Raw genomic sequence first — 22,854 nt, 5'->3', positions numbered from 1 at the left:
GGGTTTCTTCACAGCACTTCAAACAGGCCTGCGGCACCCATGCCACCGCCCACGCACAGGGTCACCACCACATAGCGCACGCCGCGCCGTTTGCCTTCGAGCAGCGCGTGCCCGACCATCCGCGCGCCGCTCATGCCATAAGGGTGGCCGATGGCAATGGCGCCGCCGTTGACGTTCAGGCGCTCCGGGTCGATGCCCAGGGTGTCGCGGCAATACAGCACCTGGCAGGCGAAGGCTTCGTTCAGCTCCCACAGGCCGATATCGGCGACCTTCAGCCCATGCTGCCTGAGCAGGCGCGGCACGGCGTACACCGGCCCTATGCCCATCTCTTCTGGCGCCAGGCCGGCCACGGCGATGCCCCGGTACAGTCCCAGCGGCCTGAGGTTGCGCTGCTCGGCCAGGCGCGCGTCCATCAGCACGCAAGCGCTGGCGCCGTCGGACAGCTGGCTGGCGTTGCCTGCGGTGATGCAGCCACCTTCGAGCACCGGCTGCAGGCGCGCCAGGTCGTCCAGGCAGGTCTGCGGGCGGTTGCCTTCGTCCTGCGCCAGGGTCACCTGGCGGTAGCTGACCTCGCCGGTGTATTTGTCCTTGATCATCTGCTGGGCAGTCACGGGCACGATCTCGGCCTCGAACAGCCCAACCTGCTGGGCGGCGGCAGTGCGTAGCTGCGATTGCAGCGCATAGGCATCTTGGGCGTCACGGCTGATGCCGTAGCGCCGGGCAACGTGCTCGGCGGTGTGCAGCATTGGCATGTAGGCGTGCGGCACCTGCTGGATCACTGCGCTGTCCTGCTCGCCCAGCGCCCATTCGAGGTTGCGTACTTGCACGGCGCTGATGTTCTCGTGGCCAGCGCCGACCGTGACGTGCATGCCATCGACGATAATCTGCTTGGCGGCGGTGGCGATTGCCATCAGCCCGGAGGCGCACTGGCGGTCCAGCGTTTGGCCGCTGACCGACACCGGCAGGCCGGCCGCCAGCGCGCTCATGCGGCCCAGGTTCCAGCCGGCGGTGCCAGCAGGCATCGCGGTGCCCATCACCAGGTCTTCGATTTCATCGGCGGCGATGCCGGCGCGTTCAACGGCCGCCTGGATGGCATGCGCGGCCAGGCTCGGCGAGCGCTGGTTGTTGAGGGCACCGCGAAAGGCCTTGCCGATCGGGGTGCGGGCGGTGGACAAAATGACGGCTTCTTTCATGAACGGGGTTCCTTGATGGCCAAAAAGGGGCAGCTCAACGGTGTTGCGCGCGCAGTTTGCTGCTGTTGCCCGCCAGGCGCCGCAGCAAGGGCGCTGGTTGCAACCACAGGTGGCCGTAGCTACCCAGGCGTTCGCGCAGTTGCTCGATGCTGGCCAGCACGTTGTCCAGGCCGAGGTCGCGGGCGTAATGCAGCGGCCCCCCACGCCACCCTGGGAAGCCATAGCCGTTGACCCACACCAGGTCGATGTCGCCACTGCGCAGGGCGATGCCTTCGTCAAGCAGTTGCAGGCCTTCGTTGATCAGCATGAACAGGCAGCGGTCGTGGATTTCCGCGTCGCTGATGGTGCGCCGGGTGATGCCCAGCTTGGCGGCCAGTTGCGCCGCGATCTGCACCACCTCGGGGTCTTCGATGCGTTCGCGGCCTGCGTAGCGATAGAACCCGCGCCCGCTCTTCTGCCCGTGGCGGCCCAAGTGGTAGAGCTCGTCGGCCAGGCGGAAGTAGCTCGGGTCGTGGGCGATCTCGCTGCGCCGCGCCTGGCGCACCAGGTAACCGACGTCAATGCCGGCCAGGTCGTACATGGCGAACACGCCCATGGCCAGGCCCAGGTCGGTCAGCACCTTGTCCACCTGCGCTGGCGAGGCGCCTTCGAGCACCAGGCGGTGGGCCTCACGGGCGTAGGGTTCGAGCATGCGGTTGCCGATGAAGCCGAAGCACACGCCAGACACCACCGGCAGCTTGCCGATGCGCTTGGCGATTTTCAGCGTGGTGGCCAGTACGTCCGGCGCCGTGGCCCGGCCACGCACCACTTCGAGCAGGCGCATCACATGGGCTGGGCTGAAGAAATGCAGGCCGACCACGTCTTGCGGGCGGCGGGTGCAGGCGGCGATGCGGTCGACATCCAGGGTCGAGGTGTTGCTGGCCAGGATCGCGCCGGGCTTGCACACCCGGTCGAGGGTGCGGAACACCGACTGCTTGATCGCAAGGTCCTCGAACACCGCTTCGACCACCAGGTCGGCGTCGGCCAGGTCGGCATAGTCGAGGGTGCCTTGCAGCAGGCTCATGCGCTGCTCGAGCTGCTCGGCGCTGAGCTTGCCGCGCTTGATGGCGCTTTCGTAGTGTTTGCGCACCTGTGCCAGGCCACGGTCCAGGGCCTCGGGCTTGAGCTCCAGCAGGCGCACCGGGATGCCGGCGTTGATGAAATTCATGGCGATGCCGGCGCCCATGGTGCCAGCGCCGATCACGGCAACCTGAGCGATGGTGCGCAGCGTGGTGGTTGCGTCGATACCGGGAATGCGCAGCGCCTCGCGCTCAGCAAAAAACAGATGACGCAGCGCGGTGGCCTGTGGGTCTTGCAGTGCTTCGCGGAACAGCGCCTGTTCACGCGCCAGGCCATCGGCCAACGGCAGCTCGCAGGCCGCGCGCACGGCGGCCAGTACCCGCAGCGGTGCCCGTTGGCCCGGTTTGCGGGCTACCCGCTGGGCCTCGTGCGCGGCGAACACATCGCTGGCCAGGGGCGCGGGTGCAGCCCTTGGCGGGGCGGGGTGGGCGAGCTGCTCGTGGGCAAAGGCGCAGGCCTGTTCGAGCAGGTTCTGGCCGGGCTCGATCAGGCGGTCCACCAGGCCCAAGGCCAGGCCTTGGCGGGCATCGATGGGTTCGCCGCCAAGCATCAGATCCAGCGCAGCCGCCACGCCGATCAGCCGTGGCAGGCGCTGGGTACCGCCGGCACCGGGCAACAGGCCCAGGCGCACTTCCGGCAAGCCCAGGCGGGCAGTGGCGCTGGCGACTCGATGGCTGCAGGCCAGGGCCAGTTCCAGCCCGCCGCCCAGGGCTACGCCGTCGAGGGCGGCGATCAGCGGCTTGGCGATGCGGGTCAGTGCTTCGAGCAAGTCGGGCAGGGCGGGGGCCTGCCAGGTGCGGGGGCTACCGAACTCGCTGATGTCGGCGCCGGCGCTGAACGGCAGGTGGTGCCCATGCAGGATGATGGCCTTCACCTCTGGGTCGCTGGCGGCCTGTGTGCAGGCCTGCAGCAGCGCCTGGCGCAGGTCGTGGCCCAGGGCATTGACCGGGGCGTGGCACAGGCCGATCAGGGCCAGTTGATTGTCGCGGCGGTAGTCGATCAGCGGCATGGGAACCTTCTTGTTATTGGCCTGAAAAAAAACGAGGCGGCGGCCCGGAGCGTTGGCCACCGCCGAAAAATCCTGACGAGCGAATTCGGGCAGCGGAGCTTGCCAGGCAGGCTCAGCGGGCGAAGGCGCCGTCGCTGATGCTCATCAGGTTGTCACTGCCGGTGCGGATCAATGTTTCGTGCAAGCCTGCCCGCGGCAGTAGGCGCTGCAGGTAGAAGCGCGCGGTCTCGCGCTTGCCCTGGTAGAACGCAAGTTCGTCGCTGCCTGCTGCCAGTGCCCGTTCGGCGACGCAGGCGGCGCGCAGCCACAGGTAGCCGATCAGGGTGTAGCCGCAGAGCATCAGGTAGTCGTAGGCGCTGGCGCCGATCAGGTTGGCGTCGGTGGTGCTGGCGTCGCGCAGCCATTGGCTGACGTCGCGCCAGGCGCTCACGCGCTGCTGCAAGGCCTGGGCGAGGTCGGCCGAGGCCGAGGTGCTCTGGATGAAGGCTTCGATTTCGCCGAGCAGTTCTGCCAGCGCTTCACCGCCATCGGCCAGCACCTTGCGGGTCAGCAGGTCGATGCCCTGGATGGTGTTGGTGCCTTCGTAGATCGCAGTGATGCGCACATCGCGGGCAATCTGTTCCATGCCCCATTCGCGGATGAAACCGTGGCCGCCGAACACCTGGATGCCCAGCTGCGCGGCTTCGTTGCCGGTCTCGGTCAAAAAGCCTTTGGCAATCGGCGTGAGCAAGGCCAGCCGGCGTGCCGCGGCCTGGCACACACCCGGCGTGGCGCCGTGGTGCAGCAGGTCGACGCCCTTGGCACAGGTGTAGGCGAGCATGCGACCGCCTTCGGCGTAGGCTTTTTGGGTCAGCAGCATGCGCCGGACATCGGCATGGCCGATGATCGGGTCGGCCGGCTGGTCGGCGCGCAGGCGCGGCGTGGCGCGCATCTGCACGCGGTCGCGGGCATAGGCCAGGGCGCCCTGGAACGAGGCTTCGGCGTGGGCCTGGGCCTGTTGCGAAACCGCCAGGCGCGATTCGTTGATGTAGGTGAACATGGCGTTGAGGCCACGGTTGGCTTCGCCCAGCAGGTAACCGGTGGCGCCGTCGAAGTTGAGCACGCAGGTGGCGTTGCCGTGGATGCCCATCTTGTGTTCGATGGACCCGCAGCTCACCCCATTGGGTGCGCCCAGGCCGCCGTCGGCATCGACCTGGACCTTCGGCACGGCAAACAGCGAAATGCCCTTGACCCCAGCCGGTGCGCCGTCGATGCGCGCCAGCACCAGGTGCACGATGTTGTCCGTCAGGTCGTGCTCACCGGCCGAAATGAAGATCTTGCTGCCATTGATGCGGTAGCTGCCGTCGGCCTGGGGCCTTGCGCTGGTGCGCAGCAGGCCGAGGTCCGAGCCACAGTGGGCCTCGGTCAGGCACATGGTGCCGCTCCAGCGGCCGGCAATCATCGGCGGCAGGAAACGCTGGCGCAAGGCCTCGTCGGCATGCTCGCTGAGGGTGCTGATGGCGCCGCCGGTAAGGTTGCCGTACATGCCCCAAGCATGGTTGGCGCTGCAGATCATTTCGTGGTTGACGAAACCCAGCGAGGGCGGCAGGCCCTGGCCGCCGTAGGCCGGGTCCTTGTCCAGGCCCAGCCAGCCGTTGGCGGCGAAACGCTTGAAGGCCTCGGCGAAGCCCGGTGGGGTGCTGACCTTGCCATCCTGCCACTGGCAACCGTGCTGGTCGCCGACGGCGTTGAGCGGCGCCAGTTCCTGCTCGGCGAACTTGGCGCCTTCCTCGACGATGGCGGCGAACGTGGCCGCGTCCGGGGCTTCGCAGCCAGACAGCTGTTGATAGTGGCTGCTCAGGTCGAGCAGCTCCTGGGCAACGAAGGTGATATCGCGCAACGGGGCGGTGTAGCTGGGCATGCCGGACTCCTGGCTGGGGGGACTCGGCATGTTGTAGCAGGCAGGCACCGCGCACCGCGTCCACCCCCCCGGTGGAGTGGCGGGTGGAATCGGCGTGGCGTGCGGGTGGAGGTCAGTTCAGCAGTTGCAGTTCGCGCGCTGCGCACAAGGCGCTGTCGCGGTCGGCCACGTCGAGTTTGCGGAACAGGTTGTTGATGTGGGTCTTGACCGTGCTCAAGCTGATGAACATCGCCTCGGCGATCTGCCCGTTGCTCTGCCCGCGTGCCATGCGCTGCAGCACCTCCTGCTCACGGCGCGACAGCGGCACGATCAATGCGCTGTCGGCGCTGTCTCGACCCGCCAGCAATGGGCGGAACAGGGCATTGAGGCACTCGCGTGACGGCGACGGGGCAGCCAGGGCCAGGCGCTCGCGAACCTGTGGCAGCAGCAACGCGCGCACGTGTTCCAGGCAGGCATCACCTTCGTATTGCAACAGTTGCCCAAAGCCGTGTTTACACGCCAGTTGCAGTGCCTGTTCGAGGCTATGCAGGGCTTCGTCGCGGGCGCCGCGATCCTGTTTCAGGGCCGCGTCGAGCAACAGGGTGTCGAGCAACAGGCGGCGGTTGGCGTTCGCCTGAGCCTGGGTCTGCAGTGTCGCCTGGATCTGCCGCGCCTTGTCCCGCTGCCCCAGGTGGCGCTGCACCCAGGCATAGGCCAGCCACTCCTCGGGCAGCAGCTGCTGGTCATACTGGCGGCTGCACCAGTGCCACTGGTCGAGCCAGCCGGGCAGGTAGTCGGTGTCGTTGTCGCGCAGCGCCAGGCGCGCGAGCCACGCCCCGGCCTGGCGATAAAGGGTGAACAGGCGGTACTGCAGGGCCAGCCGCCGCACCTCTTGCCAGCGCGCCTTGGCCTGGGTGGTCTCGCCCAGCGCCCAGTGCAGGCAGGCCTGGTGGTGAAACACCCAGGGCAGCGCGGCGCTGTGCGGGAAGCCCAGTGCCAGCACTTCAGCCTGGGCCAGTGCGTGGCGCGCCTGGGTCAGCTGGTTGGCCTGCAGCAGCGCCAGCCCTTTGCCCACGTGGCGAAACAGTTCATAGAAGCGCCCCGAGCTGCCTGCAGCGGGCAGCTCGGCCATGCCTTGCAGGCGCTCCCAGGCGGCTTCGCTGTTACCTTGGGCCAGTTCGATCTGGCCCAGCAGCAGTTGCAGCAAGTTGGTGTAGCCGCTAAGGCCGAAGCCCTGCAGCTCGACCAGGGCACGGCTGGCTTCGGCGTGGGCCGGTTGCAGTTCACCCAGGGCAGCCAGGCAGTTGGCCCGGTCAAAATACAGCACCGAGCGCGCCGCGTTGTGCTGCGGGAACTGCTGCAACGCCCGCGCCGCAAGGGCCAGGCCGTGCGCCAGGTTGCCACCCAGGTAGGCCAGGCGGCTGCGCAGGAACATTACCGTCTGCTGCACCCGCTCGGGGTGGCGCGGCACGGCCTGACGGCGCTGCAGGCCGTACAGCTGACGAAGGCATTGGCAGGCCTGGGCGATATCGTTGGTGACCATCACCGTGGAGGCTTCGGTCACCGCCAGGGTGAAGCTGTCGTTGCCGGCATGGCCGGCCACTTCGTCGAGCACATCGACCAAGGTATTGACCTTGCCTTCGCGCAGCAGCTCGAAGCCATGCCGATCGACGATGCCAAGCACGGCATCCAGGTCCCTGGCCCGGCCGAACTGGTAGATCGCCTCGGTGAAGCGGCGCTGCGCCAGCAGCCAGTTGGCGGCCTGGCGATGGAGCTTTCGCAGGCGCTGCGGGTCGCGTTGTTCGAGGCGCTGGTAGAGGCTGTTGCGCAGGGCAGGGTGGTAACGGTACTCGGCGTGGCTGCCTTGCGGCACGTCGATGATCAGGCCCAGGCGCTGCAACTGGCGCAACGCCGCCGTTACATCGGTAGCGGCGGCCAGTTCGCGGGCCAGCCCTGCATCAAATACCTGGGCCACGGCGGTGTGTTCGAGAAAGCCGCGCAATGGCGCAGGCAAGTGCTGCAGGCGTTCCTCTTCGAGAAACTGCCGGGCATGGGCATAGGCCTGGCGGGTGATAGGGCGCAGGTCGCTGGGTGGTTGGCCGGTGCTCTGCAGCGCTTCGCGGTAGGCCTCGAACCAGAACAGCACGCCACTGGGCCAGCCCTCGCTGCCGGCGCGCAGTTGGTATAGCGCATCGCTGCCCAGGCGGATGTCGCGGGCCAGCGCCAGCTGGTGGGTTTCTTCGCTGTCCAGGGCCAGTTCGCGGGCGCTCAGCACCACCAGCCGGCCGTCGCGGCGCAGGTGCGCCAGGGGTAGGGTGGGTGGGCCTTCGCTGGCGGCGACCAGGCGCAGCGCTGGGGGTGGGTCGTGCAGCAGGGTGTCGAGGTACTGCCAGGCCTGGGCGGCGTTGAGCAGGTGCAGGTCATCGATCAGTAGCGTCACGGGCGCCTGGCGGGCTTCGAGGTCGGCGAGGATCTGGCCCCAGAGGTGTTCGGCCTGGGGAGACTCGCGGTGTGACGCCGGCAATTGGAGCGCTGCGTGCAGGTGCAACAGCAGGGCCAGTGGCTGGTTTTCGGCGCGGGTCAGGCGCAGCCACGCGAAGGGTCCGGCCAGGCGGCGGGCGAACTGGCCAAGCAAGGTGCTCTTGCCGTAGCCCAAGGGTGCTTGCAGGAGGATGACGGCGCCTTCGTCCAGCGCGCTGGCCAGGGGGGCGAGCAAGCGCGTGCGCAGTAGGCCCTTGGCGGGTTCGGTGGGCGGGCGCAGCTGGTTGGGTTTGAGCGCGGGAAGGTGCATGGCGAGCAGTGCTCCGTCGGGTCAGCCAGGTATCGTAGGGGCTGGTAGGGGTTTGTCACAACATTTTCGGCGCCTGGGAGATCGAGCGCCGCCCGCGCGGCGCTCGATCTCCCAGGCGCTGCAAACGTCGTGGCGAACACAACCACGCATGCCGCTGTCATCCCTGCACAACCCTTTCAAAATTGAAACGCCACCGTTCAAATCTGCCATGAAATCAATTCCAAAATTCGCAATAACTAGTTGATTAATAACAATTAATAAGAACCGTAAAAGACCTGGCAATCATCTTGCAATTGGCTAGCCCACGTACGACCAGTCAATTGGACCCACCATGCCAACCACCCATCACGCGCTCCCTCCCAGCGCTCGCATCGACATCCCAGACGCCCATTCACGTCTTTCTACCTACCTACAAAAACAGCTAGACGCCCATCCCGTGACCATCACCCGCAGCGAGCGATTATCAGGCGGCGCCATCCAGGAAAACTGGCTGCTCGAAGCCCAGGTCGCAGGCCAGCCGCAGCGTTGGGTACTGCGCACCGACGCCGCCTCCGCAGTGGCCGTCAGCATGACCCGCGAGCAGGAGTTCGCGGTGCTCGACGTGGCCCACCAGGCCGGCGTCAACGTACCCACGCCCCTCTGGCTGTGCCAGGACCCGCAGGTAATCGGCCGCGACTTCTTCATCATGCAGGCGTTGGCAGGCACCGCCAGCGGCCACCAGCTGACCACCGCACAAGGCGCGCCCCAGGGCAACGCGGCACTGTGCAGGCAGTTGGGCGCCAACCTTGCGCGGCTGCATCAGGTACACCCGCCGCAGCAGGCGCTGGCGTTTCTGCCCGCAGCGCAGCCAGACACGGTGCACGCCAGTGTCGCGCAGTACCGGCGCTTTCTCGATGCCTTGCCAGGCAGCCACCCGGTGCTGGAGTGGGGCTTGCGCTGGTGTGAGCTGAACAAACCTGCCGCCCTGCCGGCATGCTTGATCCACCGCGACTACCGCACCGGCAACTACATGGTCGACGCCGGCGCGCTGACCGGCGTGCTGGATTGGGAGTTCGCTGGCTGGGGCGACCCGCGTGAAGACCTGGGCTGGTTCACCGCACGTTGCTGGCGGTTTGGCCGGCCGGACCTGGTGGCTGGCGGCATCGGCCACCTGGATGACTTGCTCGCCGGGTACCGCAGCGTGTCGGCGCTGGCACTGGACACCCAGGCGCTGCGCTTCTGGCAGGTCATGGCCCACCTGCGCTGGGCGGTAATTGCCCTGCAGCAGGCTGAACGCCATGTGTCGGGCCAGCAACGCTCGTTGGAGCTGGCGCTGACCGGGCGGATGGTCAGCGAACTTGAACAGGAAATCCTCTTGCTCACCCGTGGAGGCCACGCATGAACCAGCCCGATGCCCGCGACCTGCTTGTGACGGCGCGCGAAGCCTTGCTCACGCACTTGCTGCCGGCGTTGCCAAAAGGGTTGCAGTACGAAGGGCGGATGGTCGCCAGCGCCATGCTGATCGCCAGCCGCGAACTGCAACAGGCAGCGGGCTGTGCCGAGGCCGAACGCCAAGCCCTGGGCGCCTTGCTGGCGCAGCACGGCCAGGCAGCGACCGGGCTTGAACAGGCCCGCCTTTGGCTAGCGCAGCACATTCGCCAAGGGGCCTACGATCAGGACGCTACGCACTTGCTGGAGGCACTGCGGGCAATCAATCGGGCGCAGGTGAGCATCAGCAACCCTAAGGTGCTGCCTGCCTGAACATCGTCGATATCAACATGGCTGGCACGCAGGTACGGCACGCGTGCCTTCGCACCCTCAACTACACCCCCTGCGACCCCGGCAAGGCCGCGATCGACAAAACCGTCATGGAGCATCTGCATGCCGCCATCGACCCGCGTCGCCTGCACGCCTGAGCCTCTACAAGGAACCCCCACCATGCATTTTGCCCTTTCAGCCGAACTGCTCGCCCTGCAAGCAAAGGTCCGGCATTTCATCACCGAATCAGTACTGCCGATGGAGCATGACCCCCGCCAGACCGCCCACGGCCCATCGCCTGCACTGCGCCAGGCGCTGCTCGACAGGGCCCGTGAACATGGGCTGCTGACCCCGCATGCCTCGCGTGAAATGGGTGGCCTGGGTTTGAGCCATATCGAGAAGGCGGTCATTTTCGAAGAAGCGGGCTATTCACCGCTTGGCCCCGTTGCCCTGAACATCCACGCACCGGACGAAGGCAATATCCACCTGCTGGAGCAAGTGGCCACGCCTGCGCAGAAGGACCGCTGGCTGCGGCCACTGGTACAGGGCCATATCCGCTCATGCTTCGCCATGACCGAGCCGAGCCCGGGCGCCGGCTCCGATCCCTCGATGCTGACCACCCAGGCGGTGCGTGACGGTGACGACTACGTCATCAATGGCCAGAAATGGTTCATCACCGGGGCCGAAGGCGCGCAGCTGGCGATCATCATGGCGCGCATGGACGATGGCAGCGCCACGATGTTCCTCACCGACACCGACCGGCCTGGCTTCATCCTGGAGCGCATGATGGGCTCGCTGGACAGTTGCTTTGCCGGCGGCCATGCGGTGTTGCGTTTCGATAACCTGCGGGTGCCGGCTCGCGATGTGCTCGGCGAGGTGGGCAAAGGCTTGCGTTACGCCCAGGTGCGCCTGGCGCCGGCCCGCCTCACCCACTGCATGCGCTGGCTGGGCCAGGCCCGCCGCGCCCATGACGAGGCCTGCGCCTATGCCAACCGCCGGGTTTCGTTCGGCAAGCCGCTGGGCGAGCACCAGGGGGTGGGCTTCATGCTCGCCGACAACGAAATGGACTTGCATGCCACGCGTCTGGCGATCTGGCATTGCGCCTGGGTGCTGGACCAAGGCGAGCGCGGCAATTTCGAGTCGAGCATGGCCAAGGTGCTCAGCTCCGAGGCCATCTGGCGGGTGATCGACCGCTGCGTGCAGGTGCTGGGCGGGCAGGGTGTTACGGGCGAGTCGATCGTCGAGCGGATCTTCCGCGATGCCCGTAGTTTCCGCATCTATGACGGCCCTAACGAAGTGCACCGGATGAGCCTGGCGAAGAAGATCCTCGCCCGCAGCGCCACCGTCGAGGGTGGCCTTTCGGCGTTCTGAGCCCCTGTGCCGTGCGCGCTGTCATCAACTGAAAAACCGTTGTCGTCCGATGATAAGCGCCGCTTGGCGCAACGGCCTAAATTGCCCTTCAAGACGCGTTTTATCTGTTCAACAAGAACTACAAGAAGGGAGATTGGCATGGCCAAAGCGGTACGTTTCTACGAAACCGGGGGGCCTGAGGTCCTGCGCTACGAAGACATCGAAGTCGGCGAACCGGGCCCGGGGCAGGTACGCCTGCGCCACGTGGCGGTAGGCCTGAACTACGCCGACACTTATTTTCGCAACGGCACCTACCCGATACCGCTGGCCAATGGCATGGGCGTGGAAGCGTCGGGCGTGGTCCAGTCGGTGGGCGAGGGCGTCAGCCACGTGGCCGTCGGCGACCGGGTGACCTACACCGGTTTTCTCAACACCCTGGGCGCTTATAGCACCGAGCGCCTGATCCCCGCCTCAGCGCTGATCAAGCTGCCGGAAACCATCGCCTTCGAGACTGCAGCGGCCATGACCATGCGCGGCCTGACCGCGTCATACCTGATGCGCCGCCTGTATGACTTCAAACCGGGTGACAGCATTTTGCTGCACGCGGCGGCGGGGGGCGTGGGCCTGATCGTTTCGCAGTGGGCCAAGCTGCTTGGCCTGACCGTGATCGGCACGGTGTCTACAGACGCCAAGGCCGCAGTGGCGCGCGCCCATGGCTGCGACCACACCATCAACTACAGCCATGAAGATGTCGCCAAGCGTGTGCGTGAGCTGACCGACGGCGTGGGCGTCAACGTGGTCTTCGACAGCGTTGGCCGCACGACCTTCATGGGTTCGCTGGACTCGCTCAAACGCCGTGGCCTGATGGTGTGCGTGGGCACCGCGTCCGGCAAGATCGAGCCATTTGACCCGCAAATTCTGGCGATCAAGGGGTCGCTGTTCATGACCCGGCCGGCGCTGGCCGATTACATCGCTGAACCCGCGGAGAAGGCCCGCCTGGCCAGTGAGCTGTTCGACCATGTCAGCAGCGGCCGCATCCGCATCGAGATCAACCAGCACTACGCCTTGCAGGATGCGGTGCAGGCCCACCGTGACCTGGAGTCGCGCAAGACCACCGGCTCGTCGATCTTCGTCATCTGAGGAGGGCACTGCCATGCAAGTCGAACAACTGACCTGCGCCATTGGTGCCGAACTGGTCGGCGTCAAGCTGGCCGATGCCATTCATGATGACGGCTTGTTCGCCGAGATCCGCGCCCAACTGCTCAAGCACCGGGTGCTGTTCTTGCGTGACCAGGCTATCAGCCGCGCCGAGCACGTGGCGTTTGCCCGTCGCTTCGGTGAGCTGGAGGATCACCCCGTCGCTGGCAGCGACCCGGAACACCCGGGGCTGGTGCAAATCTACAAACGCCCCGACCAGCCGGCCGACCGCTATGAAAACGCCTGGCACACCGACGCCACCTGGCGCGAAGCCCCACCGATGGGGTGCGTGCTGCGTTGCGTGGAATGCCCGCCGGTGGGCGGCGATACCATGTGGGCGAACATGATACTGGCCTACGACAACCTGCCGGCCGAGATCAAGGCCCGCATCGAGGGCTTGCGCGCCCGCCACAGCATCGAGGCCAGCTTCGGCGCCGCCATGGCGACCGACAAGCGCCTGGCGCTCAAGGCCCGCTACCCCGATGCCGAGCACCCGGTAGTGCGCACCCACCCGGAAACCGGCGAGAAGGTGCTGTTCGTCAATGCCTTCGCCACCCACTTCACCAACTACCACACCCCCGAGCGCGTGCGTTTCGGCCAAGACGCCAACCCCGGCGCCGCCGACCTGCTGCGCTACCTGGTGAGCCAGGTGTACATCCCCGAGTACCAGGTGCGCTGGCGCTGGACACCCAACAGCATCGCCATCTGGGACAACCGCAGCACCCAGCACTACGCCGTCATGGATTACCCGGCCTGCCATCGCAAGATGGAGCGAGCCGGGATCATGGGCGACAGCACTTTCTGAACAGACAAGAACAAGACTGAGGATCAGGCATGCAATTCTTCGACGACTCGCTGCACCCGGAAAACATGGAAAAGGTGGTCATCACCGTGGCGCCCTATGGCCCCGAGTGGATGCCCGACGATTTCCCCGAGGACATTCCGGTGACCATGGACGAGCAGGTGCAAAAGGCAGTCGATTGCTACGAAGCCGGCGCCACCGTCCTCCACCTGCACGTGCGCGAACTCGACGGCACCGGCTCCAAGCGCCTGTCCAAGTTCAACGAGCTGATCGCCGGGGTGCGTGAAGCGGTACCGGACATGATCATCCAGGTCGGCGGCTCTATTTCGTTCGCGCCGGAAGGCGAGGGTGAAGCGGCCAAGTGGCTGAGCGACGACACTCGGCACATGCTGGCCGAGCTGACCCCAAAGCCGGACCAGGTGACGGTGGCGATCAACACTACCCAGATGAACATCATGGAGCTGCTGTACCCGGAGTACCTGGAAGGCACTTCGCTGGCCAGCCCGGGCATTCAGGCCGCCTACAGTGAAATGACCGTGCCCGCGGGGCCAGCCTGGGTCGAGGAGCACCTGCGCCGGCTGCAGGCCAGCAATATCCAGCCGCACTTCCAGTTGACCGGCATGCATGCCCTGGAAACCCTCGAGCGCCTGGTGCGCAAGGGCGTTTACAAAGGCCCGCTGAACCTGACCTGGATCGGCATTGGTGGCGGCTTCGATGGCCCGAACCCGTTCAACTTCTTCAACTTTGTGCACCGTGCGCCGGATGGCTGCACCCTGACCGCGGAGTCGCTGCTCAAGAACGTGCTGCCGTTCAACACCATGGCCCTGGCCATGGGCCTGCACCCGCGCTGCGGCATCGAAGACACCATCATCGACCAGCACGGCAAGCCGTTCACCTCGGTGCAGCAGATCCAGCAGACCGTGCGCGTGGCGCACGAACTGGGGCGTGAAGTGGCCACTGGCAAGGAAGCCCGGGCGATCTACCGGATCGGTGAGCAGTACGCCTCTGTCGAAGAAACCCTGCTGGCCAACGGCATGGCGCCGAACCGTCGGCCGGGGCAAAAGGGCGTGCCGCAGCGCGCGTGATCTACTGTGGGAGCGGCCTTGTGTCGCGCAAGGGCCGCTCCCACATCAGGCGTGTGATCAGCGCCACGATTGGCTGTTACTCATAACAACAAAAAGAATCCAAGCCAGATACCCAAGGAGGCAACATGGCCACCTACCACACCGGTGCGTCAGACCCCGGCACGGATACATCACTGGGCATCCCCCGGCGCTATGCCTGGATCGTCTTTGCCCTGACCTTCGGCCTGTTGATCTCTGACTACATGTCACGGCAGGTACTCAATGCCGTGTTCCCACTGTTGAAGCAGGAATGGCAGCTCAGCGACAGCCAGCTCGGCCTGCTCAGTGGCATCGTCGCCTTGATGGTCGGCCTGCTGACCTTTCCGCTGTCATTGCTCGCCGACCGCTTCGGCCGGGTCAAGAGCCTGACCTTCATGGCAGTGATGTGGAGCCTGGCCACGCTGGGCTGCGCCGTCGCCGAAAACTACCAGCAGATGTTCATTGCGCGCTTTCTGGTCGGGGTTGGCGAGGCCGCCTACGGCAGCGTCGGCATCGCCGTGGTGGTGGCGGTGTTCCCGCGGGAGATGCGCGCCACCCTGGCCGGCTCGTTCATGGCCGGCGGCATGTTCGGCTCGGTGCTGGGCATGGCGTTGGGCGGCGTGATGGCCCAGCACCTGGGCTGGCGCTGGGCGTTCGCTGGCATGGCGTTCTTTGGCCTGGCCCTGGCGGTGCTCTACCCCTTGATCGTGCGCGAGGCACGCATTGCCCCGAAAGGCCTGGCCGACGCCACCGACAAGGCTGCGCTGAAGGCCCTGCGCCCGTTGCGCACGCTGTATTCCAGCCGCTCGGTGATCAGTGCCTACATCGGCAGCGGCTTGCAACTGTTCGTTGGGGGCACGGTGATCGTGTGGATCCCCAGTTACCTGAACCGCTACTACGCCATGGGCACTGACCAGGCGGGCGCCGTGGCGGCAATCATCGTGCTGTGCAGCGGTGTAGGCATCGTGCTGTGCGGCATGCTCTGCGACCGCATGGGGCGTAGTCGCCCCGATCGCAAGATCAGCCTGGCCATCGCCTATTGCCTGGGCAGTTGTGTGCTGCTGTCGGTGGCATTCGCCATGCCGGCGGGCATGCCGCAGCTGGTGCTGATCTGCCTGGGCATGATGATCGCCGCCGGCACCAATGGCCCGTCCAGCGCCATGGTCGCCAACCTGACCCACTACACGGTGCATGGCACCGCGTTCGCCACACTGACCTTGAGCAACAACTTGCTCGGCCTGGCCACGGGGCCGTTGATCACCGGCAAGGTGTCCGACCTTATCGGCTTGCAGGCCGCTTTTGAACTGGTGCCGTTGATCAGCATCGCCGCTGCTGCGGTGTTCTTCTACGCCAAGCGCCACTACCACCATGACATGGCGCGCCTGATGCACGGCAATAGCGCGCAAGCGCCTGTCGAGCCTGTACTGGAGCCCCGAACGTGAACCCTTCGTTGTCGATTGATGTGTACTTCGATTTCATCTGCCCGTGGTGCCTGATCGGCAAGCGGCAATTGCAGCGGGCGTTGGCGCAATTGCGCGAGGCGCGGCCTGGGGTGGTGATCAACCTGGCCTGGCAGGGCGTGCAGCTGTTACCTGACATGCCGGTGGCCGGCCAGCCTTTCGCCGCGTTCTACCGGCGTCGCCTGGGCAGCGAGGAGGCTGTGCAACAACGCCAGGGGCAGGTGCGTGAAGCCGCCAGTGCGGTAGGTGAGCACCTCGATTTCAGCCGGATCGCGCGCATGCCCAACACCGCAGACGCCCATCGCCTGCTGCTGCATGCCGTGGAGCTGGGCAGCGAACAACAGGTCGAAGCGTTGCTGGAGCGGCTGTTTGCGGCGTACTACCATCAGGGCGAAGACCTGGGCGATCGCGACACCCTGTTGCGTATCGCCGAACAGTGCGGCTTTGCGCCTGCCGCGCTGGCCGGGAGCCTGAGCGGTGATGGCCGGCCGTTCATCAGTGCGAATAGGGACATCGCCAGCCGCGGCGTGCCGTGTTTCATCTTCGACGACCACGTGCGCGTGTTCGGTGCCCAGCCGGCAGAGCAACTGTTCGAGGCCATGCAACGGGCGCTGTCGGCAGCGGCGGGGGCCGGCTCATGAGCCGGCGTATTGACGTGCCGGCCCCGCGCGTGCCTGGCGTCGGTGAACGCGCGCTGTTCGAACATGAGGGCAAAAGCCTGGCGTTGTTCAATATCGACGGGCGTTTGCTGGCCATCGACGACAGCTGCCCGCACCAGGGGTCGTCGTTGTGCGCCGGGCAACTGGACGGTGGCGTGATCCAGTGCCGCGCCCATGGCCTGCGCTTTGATCTTGCCAGCGGCTACCTGCTCAATTCCAAGGCACTCAAGGTGGCCAGCTACCCTGTAGAGGTGGAGGGCGAACGGGTATTTATCGTCATCGCCAGCCAGGAGGTCGTGTCATGAGCACCCTTGCGCTGGCCCAGGTCAACCACCGTGCGCGCGAGTTAGCGCCAGGGCTCATCGTCAGCCTGATTGCCGCAGGTGCAGCGAGTTTTCTGGCCGAACACTATGGCGCGCCGGTCATGCTGTTTGCCCTGCTGCTGGGCCTGGCGCTGAATTTTCTGGCCAGCGACGGCAAGTGCAAAGCCGGCATCGAGTTTACCGCGCGCACGGTACTGCGCCTGGGCGTGGCACTGCTGGGCATGCGCATCACCCTGGAGCAGATGGCGGGCCTGGGCTGGAAGGCGGTCGCGCTGGTGGTGATCCTGGTGGTGGTCACCATCGGGGTGTCGATGGTGGCGGCCAAGGCCCTTGGCTTCCAGCGCCTGTTCGGCATGCTCACCGGTGGCGCCACGGCGATCTGCGGCGCCTCGGCGGCGCTGGCGCTGGCTGCTGCGCTGCCCAGCCATCCGCAGAAAGAGCGGGCGACGCTGTTTACCGTGATCGGTGTGTCGGCATTGTCGACCTTGGCGATGATCCTCTACCCGATGATTGCCAACGCACTCGGCCTGTCGCCGCAAGCCGCCGGGGTTTTTCTGGGTGCGACGATCCACGATGTCGCCCAGGTGGTGGGGGCGGGCTACAGCATGTCGCCCGAAACCGGCGATACCGCTACGGTGGTCAAGTTGATGCGCGTCGCCATGCTGGTGCCGGTGATCGTCGTCGCGGCCATGATCGCGCGCCGCCAGGGCACCGACACCGCGGGTAAGCGCCCGCCATTGCTGCCTTGGTTTGCGGTGGGTTTCCTGGCGCTGGCCTGCATCAACAGCACCGGCTGGGTGCCACTGGCCGTGCAAGGTGGGGTCAACGAGCTGTCGCGCGGGTGCCTGGTGGTGTCGATCAGTGCCCTGGGCATGAAGACCCAGCTCAAGGAACTGGCCGCCGTGGGCATCAAGCCGATCTTGCTGATGGTTGGCGAGACGGTATTCCTGGTGGCGCTGGTGTTGGTGCTGTTGCGCGTAGGGTTGTAACACCGCGCGCTCAGCGCGTGGTGACTGGCCCCTGGGCTGCGCTACGGGCCCGTTTGAGCGGCGTGGGCAGGTCGTGCTGCGCACGCCAGGTGGCCGGTGGCTGGCCGAACTGGCTGATGAACCAGCGGGTGAACGAACTGTGCATGGAATAGCCGAGCATGTCGGCGATACGCCCCAGCGAATAACCGGGGCTTTCCAGGTAGCGCAGCACCAGGTCGCGGCGCACGCCGTTGACCAGCTCGCTGAAGGTGGCGCCTTCTTCTTCCAGGCGGCGCTGCAAAGTGCGCACGTTCATGCCCTGGGTCTGGGCGATGTGTTCGATGGTGGCACGGCCCATGGGCATGAGCAGAAAGATCGACTTGCGCACCTCGTGCACCAGCGAAGGGGCGCCATCATCCTGCAGGGCACACACGTAACGCTGGGCGAGCCGCGCCATGGCCTCGTTGGCCTGCGGGTTGGCTGTGTCCAGGTCGGCCGCCGAACAGACGATGCCGTTGAAGTCGCTGTTGAACTCCAGCTTGCAGCCGAAGATGCGCCGGTGGATGGCCAGGTCGGTGGGGGCAGCGTGGGTGAAATTGGCGCTGATCGGGTGCCAATGCGCGCCCAGCAGCGCCGAACAGAAGCGGTGCATCACACCGATGGCCAGCTCGATGGCCTGGCGGCTGTGCATGGGCTGCTCGGTGATGACCTCCTGGCGGATGATCACCGTCTTGCCGGTTTCTTCGATGTGAATCGCCAGGGCGTTGTTCAGTACATGGCGATACTGCACGATCACCTGCAGCGCATCGCGCAGCGAATGCTGGTGGCTGATCAGCAGGCTGACCTCACCAAAATCCGACAACTGGCGCAGTTCGGCCATGCGCAGGCCAAAGGCTTCGCAGCCGCTCAGGCGTGCCGATTCTTCGAGCACGTTGATGGCGGCAGCCACCGGGATGCGCTGATCGGGCGCTTCGAGCAAGGACGCACTGAGGCCCGCCTGGGCCAGCAGGCCATGGCCGTTCAGGCCCAGATGACGCGAGACTTCAAGATAATTGGTAAGCGAGGCTGCACGGGCGAGCACGGTCATATTGTTGTTTTCCACGTGTTCTTGATGGGCGTCCCGCTGCGCTGGCGGGTAGTCACTTATAGCGCCTGTGTCATCAGATGAAAAGCCATTTTCCTGCCGTTGGTCGCCCCTGAACAGGGGCCTGCTGGTCGCCGCGTCAGCCATGTCATCAACTGAAAAATCTATGACGCGCAATGTAAAGCGTGTACCGGACCGACTCTTTACTCTGGCCCTCAAGCAGTCGGCAATCGACCGAGTGAACAGAGCAAGGGCCCTGACATGGAAAAACTGCAAACCGCCGCCACCGTGCTGATTGTTCCGGGTCTGCGCGACCATGTACCTGAGCATTGGCAGACCCTGTTGCAGGCGCGCCTGGCCAAGGTGCGTGCGGTGCCGCCACTGACAACCGACACGCTCAGTTGCACGGCGCGGGTCGAGGCGATCGAGCGTGAGCTGGCGCAGATCGAGGGCGCGGTGATCCTGGTCGCGCACAGCGCCGGGGTGCTGATGGTGGCGCACTGGGCTGCGCGCTATCAGCGGCCGATCAAAGGCGCCTTGCTGGCCGCCCCCCCAGACCTGCAAAGCGAGTGGCCGCAAGGCTACCCCACTGCGGACACGCTGCGCGCCAACGGCTGGGCGCCGCTGCCGGGCGGCCCGCTGCCATTCCCCAGCCTGGTGGCGGCCAGCAGCAACGATCACCTGGCCAGCCTGAGCGCGGTAGCCGGCCTGGCCGCGCAGTGGGGCAGCGAGCTGGTCGAGCTCGGCGCCGTCGGCCACCTCAACCCTGCCTCGGGCTACGGCCCATGGCCCCACGCCGAGGCCCTGATACAGCAACTCGATCGCTGAGCCGCGACTATCACCCAAGCAGAGACATCGCATGAACAACAATAAAAACGTTCTCTTCTGCCTTCCCCGCCGTAACCTGCTGGCAACGCTGTTGCTGGTCGCCGGTGCGCCGGCTGCCCAGGCATTCCAGCTGGACCTCGCCGACCCCGACTGGAACGTGCGCTTCGACAACACCGCCAAGCTGAGCTACGGCCAGCGGGTCGAAGGCGAAAACGCCAAGATTGCCCGCACCTCCAACCTCAACGACGGCGACAAGAACTTCAGCGTCGGCAGCGCGGTCACGCAGCGTCTGGACCTGCTCACCGAACTGGATATCGTTTACCAGGGCAGCATGGGCATGCGGGTCAGCGCCGCCAGCTGGTACGACCATGCCTATGACGACGTGGGGTCGAATGCCAACCCGTTTCCCGGCCAGCAGGGCAATGCCGGCAACCTGGTGCTGGCGCGCCCGGCCGGTGGCTTGCCCGCAGGTACCGTGCTGGCCGGTGGCCCGGCCCACCACCATGGCCTGAGCCGTTACAGCGACCGTTACTACAATGGGCCGTCTGGCGAGTTTCTCGACGCCTTCGTGTTCTACAACACCGAGATCGGCGACGAGTCGATGCTGAGCGGCAAGCTTGGCTGGCACTCGGTGTACTGGGGCGAGACCCTGTTCAACGCCGCCAACGGCATCAACTATGGCCAGTCGGCACTGGACCTGGCCAAGCTGTACAACGTGCCGGGAACCGAAACCAAGGAGCTGTTCCTGCCGCGCAAGCAGTTGTCGCTGAGTTACACGGTCAACCCTGAACTGACCCTGGCCGCGCAATACTTCCTCGAATTCGACAACTCGCGCCTGCCCGAAGGCGGTACCTACATGGGCGCCTATGACATGCTGGGCGACGGCGGCGATATCTTCTGGCTGCCGGTGCCCAATGCCGTCGGCGGCGCCGGCGCTTTCTACGGCGCACCCCGTGGGCATGACATCCGGCCACGCAACTCGGGTGACTTCGGCCTGATGGCCAAGTGGAGCCCGGAATGGCTCGACGGCACCCTGGGCTTCTACTACCGCAACACGTCCGACCCAACCCCGGCAGTGCTGATCAACGCGCCCAACCTGCACAACGGCAGCCTGGCCGGTACCAGCTACATGGCCGCCTACGCCGACGACATCGATATTTACGGCATCAGCCTGGCGAAGAGCGTCGGGCCGGTGAGCGTCGGGCTGGACGTCAACTACCGCGAGAACATGCCGCTGATCAGCAACTTCACCACCATCAACGGGCCGCTGTACCAGGCCCTGGCGGGCACGGCGGGCGGCACCAACCTGATCGGCGAGGTGCCGGGCAACGGTGAAACCGGCCTGGCCCGGGGCAAGACCTTGCATGTGGTGCTCAACGGCCTGGTCACCTTCGGTGCGACGCCGCTGTGGAATGCCTCGTCGCTGGCCGTGGAAGGCGCCATGACCCACCTGGTCAGTGTCGACAAGGGTGAGCAGACCTTCAAGGGCGATGCCAGCTACCAGGGTGTCGACAAGGTCACGACCAATGCCTACACCCTGGCGGTCAACTTCACGCCCACCTGGTTCCAGGCGCTGCCGGGGGTCGATATCTCCATGCCGCTGTCCTACAACGTCGGCCTGAAGGGTAACTCTGCGGTGCAGCTCGGCGGCAACGAGGATTCGGGCAGCTATTCGGTGGGCATCGCCGCCGATGTCTACCAGAAGTACAAGTTCGACCTGAAGTATGTCGACTCCTTCGGCAAGTTTGACACCTGCGAAACCGGCACCGACAACAACACCCCCGGTACCAACGGGCGCTACCAGTGCATCCCTGGCCAGATCACCTCGCAGGCCGGCCTGGCGCCGTTGTTGAAGGACCGCGGCATGGTCACCGCATCGTTCAAGACCACCTTCTGAAACGCCACTACAACAACAAGCGGAGAAACGCGATGAAGCATCTCAACAGCCTGCTGTGCGCCTCGCTGGCGGTCGTCTTCGCCGGGCATGCCCATGCAGGGGCGCCGGCCCAGGACGTTGCCCGGCTGGGCAAGGACCTGACCCTGGTGGGCGCCGACAAGGCGGCCAACGCCGACGGCTCCATCCCGGCCTACGAAGGCGGCCTTAACACCCCGCCTGCCGGTTTCAAACAAGGCGATACCCTGCGGCCTGACCCCTACACGGCAGAAAAGCCACTGCTGGTGATCGATGGCAAGAACGTCGAGCAGTACAAGGGCGCGCTGACCGCCACCACGGTAGAGCTGGCCAAGCGCTTCCCTACGTTTCGCATTGAGGTTTACCCGAGCCACCGGACTGCGGCATTGCCCAAGGCGCTGCTGGACAACACCCTGAAGAACGCTGCCAACGCCAAGTCCCTGCAGGATGGCCTGGCCATCGAGAATGTGTTGCCCGGGGTGCCGTTCCCTATCCCGCAATCGGGTGCTGAGGCCATGTGGAACCACTTGCTGCGCTACCAGGGCGTGGCGCAGAAGGCCAAGTACGATTCGTGGAACGTCGACGCGGCGGGCGTGGCAGCCCTGGCCACCACGGGCCTGGCCTATAACGCGTACCCGATCTACGAGGACCTGAACAAGGTCATCGAAGCCAAGGACATCTATTTCCAGACCAAGCTGTACTTCGAAGGCCCGGCGCGCAGGGCTGGCGAGTCGATGATGCTCAAGGATGCCGCCAACCCGTTGGTGCAGGAGCGTCGCGCCTGGCAGTACCTGCCGGGGCAGCGCCGGGTGAAGCTGGCGCCGAACCTGGCGTACGACACGCCAAACCCGGGTACGGCCGGCTCTGGCACCTTTGATGATGTCTATGTGTTCAACGGTGCGCTGGACCGCTATGACTGGCACCTGGTGGGCAAGCGCGAAATGTACGTCCCGTACAACACCTACCGGTTGACCTACATTCACGACCCGAAAAGCCTGACCACGCCCAATCACCTGGCACCGGACCAGGTGCGCTGGGAGAAGCACCGCGTGTGGGTGGTCGAGGGCACCCTCAAGGGCAATGCTCGGCACATCTACGCCAAACGCCGCTTCTACCTGGACGAGGACAGCTGGTTCGCCCTCGCATCCGACCAGTACGACGCTCGCGGCCAACTGTATCGCGGCTCCTACAGCTTCTTCACGCAGAGCTACGACGTGCAGATCCCCAACAACAACCCGCATGTGGTCTACGACCTGGTCGGTGGCAGCTACAACATCAACGGCCTGATCGGCCCGCACGGTGGTATCGAGTACATCACCCCTCTGTCCAAGGCGCAGTGGTCGCCCGAAGCCCTGGCGGGTGCCGGTATTCGCTGACCCCGACGATCAACCTGCCGGCTGCGTCAGACGGGGCAGCCGGTGGAGTCTGCAGAGGATGTGG

19 protein-coding genes are annotated in these 22,854 nt (G+C 65.7%); 14 read left to right on the top strand and 5 right to left on the bottom strand.

Annotation, left to right across the window (positions count from 1 at the left end; translation table 11 throughout):
- Window positions 1-8 precede the first annotated feature (8 nt).
- The 4 genes from ACSSU5_RS26110 to ACSSU5_RS26095 all read right to left on the bottom strand — a co-directional run bounded on the left by ACSSU5_RS26110 (window position 9) and on the right by ACSSU5_RS26095 (window position 7,991).
- Window positions 9-1,193, bottom strand: coding sequence for an acetyl-CoA C-acyltransferase (locus tag ACSSU5_RS26110; protein WP_264312934.1), 1,185 nt, complete (start codon window positions 1,191-1,193; stop codon window positions 9-11).
- Window positions 1,194-1,227: 34 nt separating this feature from the next.
- Window positions 1,228-3,321 (bottom strand): 3-hydroxyacyl-CoA dehydrogenase NAD-binding domain-containing protein, encoded by a 2,094-nt coding sequence (locus ACSSU5_RS26105; protein ID WP_492560259.1) that lies wholly within the window; start codon window positions 3,319-3,321, stop codon window positions 1,228-1,230.
- Window positions 3,322-3,433: 112 nt separating this feature from the next.
- Complete coding sequence (locus tag ACSSU5_RS26100) at window positions 3,434-5,221, bottom strand: acyl-CoA dehydrogenase C-terminal domain-containing protein (RefSeq protein ID WP_492560258.1); 1,788 nt, start codon at window positions 5,219-5,221, stop codon at window positions 3,434-3,436.
- 112 nt (window positions 5,222-5,333) lie between these two features.
- Window positions 5,334-7,991, bottom strand: a complete 2,658-nt coding sequence (locus ACSSU5_RS26095; RefSeq protein ID WP_319026041.1) for a LuxR C-terminal-related transcriptional regulator — start codon at window positions 7,989-7,991, stop codon at window positions 5,334-5,336.
- Between the two features lie 331 nt (window positions 7,992-8,322).
- On the opposite strand from ACSSU5_RS26095, the gene ACSSU5_RS26090 reads away from it, so the two are divergent.
- The 11 genes from ACSSU5_RS26090 (at window position 8,323) to ACSSU5_RS26040 (ending at window position 17,611) form a co-directional block, all read left to right on the top strand.
- Window positions 8,323-9,372, top strand: a complete 1,050-nt coding sequence (locus ACSSU5_RS26090) for a phosphotransferase family protein (protein WP_264312937.1) — start codon at window positions 8,323-8,325, stop codon at window positions 9,370-9,372.
- Window positions 9,369-9,731, top strand: a complete 363-nt coding sequence (locus ACSSU5_RS26085; protein WP_264312938.1) for a DUF6285 domain-containing protein — start codon at window positions 9,369-9,371, stop codon at window positions 9,729-9,731. The genes ACSSU5_RS26090 and ACSSU5_RS26085 overlap by 4 nt, the downstream gene beginning before the upstream one ends.
- A 17-nt stretch (window positions 9,732-9,748) precedes the next feature.
- Window positions 9,749-9,886, top strand: coding sequence for a hypothetical protein (locus tag ACSSU5_RS26080; protein ID WP_492560257.1), 138 nt, complete (start codon window positions 9,749-9,751; stop codon window positions 9,884-9,886).
- Window positions 9,887-9,908: 22 nt separating this feature from the next.
- Entirely contained in the window at window positions 9,909-11,099 is a 1,191-nt protein-coding gene (locus ACSSU5_RS26075; RefSeq protein WP_492560256.1) for an acyl-CoA dehydrogenase family protein, read from the top strand.
- A gap of 138 nt (window positions 11,100-11,237) precedes the next feature.
- On the top strand, window positions 11,238-12,218 hold the full coding sequence (locus ACSSU5_RS26070; RefSeq protein ID WP_492560255.1) for a quinone oxidoreductase family protein: 981 nt from the start codon (window positions 11,238-11,240) through the stop codon (window positions 12,216-12,218).
- Window positions 12,219-12,231: 13 nt separating this feature from the next.
- Window positions 12,232-13,080, top strand: a complete 849-nt coding sequence (locus ACSSU5_RS26065) for a TauD/TfdA dioxygenase family protein (RefSeq protein ID WP_264312942.1) — start codon at window positions 12,232-12,234, stop codon at window positions 13,078-13,080.
- Between the two features lie 29 nt (window positions 13,081-13,109).
- Window positions 13,110-14,162 (top strand): beta-keto acid cleavage family enzyme, encoded by a 1,053-nt coding sequence (locus tag ACSSU5_RS26060; RefSeq protein ID WP_264312943.1) that lies wholly within the window; start codon window positions 13,110-13,112, stop codon window positions 14,160-14,162.
- 125 nt (window positions 14,163-14,287) lie between these two features.
- Window positions 14,288-15,622, top strand: coding sequence for an MFS transporter (locus ACSSU5_RS26055; RefSeq protein WP_492560254.1), 1,335 nt, complete (start codon window positions 14,288-14,290; stop codon window positions 15,620-15,622).
- Window positions 15,619-16,281: a DsbA family oxidoreductase gene (locus ACSSU5_RS26050; protein WP_492560253.1), complete on the top strand. Its 663-nt coding sequence runs from the start codon at window positions 15,619-15,621 to the stop codon at window positions 16,279-16,281. Before ACSSU5_RS26055 ends, ACSSU5_RS26050 begins: the two co-directional genes overlap by 4 nt.
- A complete protein-coding gene (locus ACSSU5_RS26045) occupies window positions 16,278-16,604 on the top strand; it encodes a Rieske (2Fe-2S) protein (RefSeq protein ID WP_492560252.1) in 327 nt (108 codons plus the stop codon). The genes ACSSU5_RS26050 and ACSSU5_RS26045 overlap by 4 nt, the downstream gene beginning before the upstream one ends.
- Entirely contained in the window at window positions 16,601-17,611 is a 1,011-nt protein-coding gene (locus ACSSU5_RS26040; RefSeq protein WP_264312947.1) for a YeiH family protein, read from the top strand. Before ACSSU5_RS26045 ends, ACSSU5_RS26040 begins: the two co-directional genes overlap by 4 nt.
- Before the next feature lie 10 nt (window positions 17,612-17,621).
- Here ACSSU5_RS26040 and ACSSU5_RS26035 read toward each other — a convergent pair whose 3' ends face one another.
- Window positions 17,622-18,677 (bottom strand): AraC family transcriptional regulator, encoded by a 1,056-nt coding sequence (locus ACSSU5_RS26035; RefSeq protein ID WP_264312948.1) that lies wholly within the window; start codon window positions 18,675-18,677, stop codon window positions 17,622-17,624.
- Window positions 18,678-18,935: 258 nt separating this feature from the next.
- Between ACSSU5_RS26035 and ACSSU5_RS26030 the strand changes: the two genes are divergently transcribed.
- The 3 genes from ACSSU5_RS26030 to ACSSU5_RS26020 are packed head-to-tail and all read left to right on the top strand — an operon-like array spanning window position 18,936 to window position 22,790.
- On the top strand, window positions 18,936-19,502 hold the full coding sequence (locus tag ACSSU5_RS26030) for an RBBP9/YdeN family alpha/beta hydrolase (RefSeq protein ID WP_492560251.1): 567 nt from the start codon (window positions 18,936-18,938) through the stop codon (window positions 19,500-19,502).
- 31 nt (window positions 19,503-19,533) lie between these two features.
- Window positions 19,534-21,399, top strand: a complete 1,866-nt coding sequence (locus ACSSU5_RS26025; RefSeq protein ID WP_264312950.1) for a DUF1302 domain-containing protein — start codon at window positions 19,534-19,536, stop codon at window positions 21,397-21,399.
- Window positions 21,400-21,431: 32 nt separating this feature from the next.
- Window positions 21,432-22,790, top strand: coding sequence for a DUF1329 domain-containing protein (locus ACSSU5_RS26020; RefSeq protein WP_492560250.1), 1,359 nt, complete (start codon window positions 21,432-21,434; stop codon window positions 22,788-22,790).
- The last annotated feature ends 64 nt before the right edge of the window (window positions 22,791-22,854 follow it).

Source organism: Pseudomonas sp. E1MeOHC2 (genome assembly GCF_058745025.1).
The sequence above is the reverse complement of the archived record's forward strand: the minus strand, read 5'-3'. Positions and strand labels throughout refer to the sequence as shown.